Origin of the sequence: Cupriavidus sp. UYPR2.512, from assembly GCF_000379565.1 — a bacterium.
In the GTDB taxonomy this organism is placed as follows: Bacteria; Pseudomonadota; Gammaproteobacteria; order Burkholderiales; family Burkholderiaceae; genus Cupriavidus.
Map to the genome: position 1 here is coordinate 1 of NZ_KB902978.1, position 3,193 is coordinate 3,193.

2 protein-coding genes are annotated in these 3,193 nt (G+C 59.4%); both read left to right on the forward strand.

The genetic code is table 11. The features are described from left to right. On the forward strand, positions 1–1,360 hold a 1,360-nt coding region (locus A3A5_RS0116070), incomplete at its 5' end, for a hypothetical protein (RefSeq protein ID WP_232431356.1). 1,103 nt (positions 1,361–2,463) lie between these two features. Next, positions 2,464–3,108 (forward strand): hypothetical protein, encoded by a 645-nt coding sequence (locus A3A5_RS40295; RefSeq protein WP_018311575.1) that lies wholly within the window; start codon positions 2,464–2,466, stop codon positions 3,106–3,108. The last annotated feature ends 85 nt before the right edge of the window (positions 3,109–3,193 follow it).

Here is a 3,193-nt window from a genome sequence, read left to right on the forward strand (position 1 = left end):
TCTCGGGGGCAACTCGCACTCACTCTCTCCACGCTGTGTCGCAGTGTGGGCATTGGAGACGCCGAATTCATATAAGTTCAATCAAGAACAGAACGTTACACTAGGAGACCTGTACAAGGCCTTGGGCGTCATCAACCAGACGTGGGACAAAAGCTTCAGTGCCGGCATGACGCCGGACATCGCTTTGCGCGATCTCACGGCAATGGCGCATCAACAGTTCCCTTGGCAGGTCCACAAGTCCTTGCTGACGCTGATGCGCTACTACCGGCTCCTGCGGCATCCGGCACTAGCTCCCATCGTGGAGGCCGAAGTCGGGATGGAAGTGCGGACGTATTTTCTGTTGGGTGTCATCGCCGGCGGCGAGCTGCTCAATCGGCCGTGGATCGCACGGCAACGCGCACTCGACGTAGTAGGCATCACGCCACATCAAGTGCGCCGCTTCTACGAGCCGTTGACGGTCCGCGTCGGCAGCCTGCGTGCGCAGATTGTGGTGCAGCAGCGGTTGGACCGCCGCTGGGGCTTCACGTGGAATCCGCTGGAGGGTACGCCACTCGTGCGGCTAGACCGTAATGCCGCGCACGCCATCGCTCCCATCTCGGAGTACTTCTATCGCGCGATCACCAACGGCCTGTACTACCGGCTCGTCAACCGGGCCGGCTTTTCTACAGGTCTCGGGGCTTCCTTCGAAGCGTATATCGGTGACGTGCTGCGCGAAGCGTTTCCCGCGCCGCGCTACGGCGTCGCAGGCGAAACACAGTACACCGTGGGCAAACAAGCGAAGCTCGGTACCGACTGGATCGTCACTGATGGCTCGGCCAATCTGTTTATCGAGTGCAAGACCAAGCGGCTGCGGCTCGACGCCAAGATGCCCGACGCGGTCGAGGAATTCGAGGCCCAGCTAGATGTGCTAGCTGGCATCGTAGTCCAACTCTACAAGAACATCCGCGATGCCCAAGACGGCCACACGCCGGCGTGGCGTCCCAATACGCAGCAGATCTACCCGCTGGTCATCACCCTCGACGAGTGGCATCTGTTGGGGCCCAACGTGCTGGATGCGCTTGACCTCAGGGTCAAGGCCCGGCTGAGGCGCGAGAACCTACCCTTGTCAGTCCTGCAGGAGATGCCGTACACGACGTGCTCGGCGCAGGACTTCGAGAGCGCGGTGCTGATCATGGCGGAACTGGGTCTCGACCCGTATCTGCGCGAGAAGACGCAGCCAGACTGTCGCGTCTGGTCGTTGAAAGATTTCACCATGACGCGACATGCCGAGCTTGCCAAGCGGGTCCATCGGCCGATGTTCTGGGATGACTTGAGAGAGATCGCTCCGTTCGAGGCAGTGGCCGTTCCCGCATTGGCCTAAAGAGAAATCCCGCTCAATGAGTGGTCCCCCATGCTGAGGGGGACACGCGAAAGCCGCCTTCACGACAGGTGCTGGACTCTCCCGAGCTGGCTCCAGACATGCTCACGTTGCATCGCATTGAGGGTCGCCGCAGCCAGTGGCAGCTCATTCTGGTACGACTCCGCGCTGACGGGGGGTAGCCTTGATTTCGGTGCAATTTAGGACGGTTCTCTAACCTAACTGCGGTCTGGGTCATCGATCGTAAGTTATTGGACACTATGAGATTTGCTGTTCGCCTTTGCTTGACGTATCGTGTTTGACCCACCGCACTGGAGGCGCACGAGAGGCAAGGCTGGCAGAGCATGTACTTGGCGCTTTATGCTCGCGGCCGAACGTTATCCGACCACAGCTGTTAGCGGCCAGAGGCTCGGATTTCGCTGGATGGTGGCGCACCAACGCCCGGCCCTTGTGCGGGCGCTGCGGCGACGAAGTACTGCGTTGTGGAGATCGGGAATGACTGCTGTCGTATGCTCGTCAGTGGCTGTATCAGCACCGATTGATCATCTTCCCCGAGCGCGCCCTTCGAAGTCTTGTCGCGTCGGCATTGGCCGGGTTGAGACGAGCGCCGCTGCCTCGATACACTCGACTGTCCCGGCCACTACTTGGCGGCGATGGGTACCCGCCATTCATTTCAGGCTGGAGCCTTAGGCAGTTTGCGTAACCGCGCGCATTAGACGAGTTTTCAAAAGTTCAGTGTTTAATGAATCCGACTTTCGTGGCCATCGAGCTCCCGGGGCGGCGGCTTCATCGCACCTCTGCGGCGAGCTAGAATGCTCGGGCACATGGCCCCAAGAAGATCAAATATTCGCAGCCGAAGCTCGGCACCTTCGAGTTTGGGCTGCCGATAATGGAGCATACGTACCGTGGCGACTAGAAACCGAGACGACTTCACACAGAAGACCGTGCTGGAGATAGCAAAACGTGCGGGATGGCTTTGCTCATTTCCAAATTGTCGAAGAGCCACCGTTGGCGCTACCGCCGACGACAACAACAAGGCCATCAACGTCGGAACAGCCTCGCATATTTGCGCAGCTGCACGAGGCGGACCGCGCTATGACAAAAAGATGTCGTCTGCCGAGCGCTCCGCCACAACAAACGGCATCTGGATGTGTCGCGATCACGGCACCGCTATTGACTCTACAGACTCGAAGTTCACGGTTAACGAGCTACGCATGTGGAAGCGCGAAGCCGAGGATGACGCGAGGTGGCGTGTTCTCTATGGAGAAGGTACTCCACAAGGTGCGGCGACGAAGACAGACGCGGGCGAACGGCTGAGAGTTGCGGCAGTTGCAGACCTGGAGGTGTTCAGGCGAACGGCGAAGTGGCCGTCCACCTCGGTCCCGCTGACGTTGGAAGTCCAGGGCTTCGAGGAATCTGTGACAACAAGGGCGCTGGCCAGCGCTGTCACTTCGCTGGAAGACCTCATTCTTGTAGCGCCGCCTGGAATGGGGAAGACCAGCACGCTGTTTCAGCTCGCGGAGAGCATGCTGGCCGATGGGAGAGGGACGCCAGTTTTTGTATCCCTCGGCGACTGGGCGATGGAGGACTTGGACTTCCTTAGCTCCATCCTCAGACGCCCGACGTTCCATGGAATCTCGGAAGCAGATTTCAGGCAGGTAGCCCGGCAGCCAGGGGTGGCCTTGTTTCTCGATGGCTGGAACGAATTGGATTCGAACGCACGGAAGCGGGCGCGTGTGCAGCTAGTGTAGCGTTCTGTTCGTGATGGAACTTATATGAATTCGGCGTCTCCAATGCCCACACTGCGACACAGCGTGGAGAGAGTGAGTGCGAGTT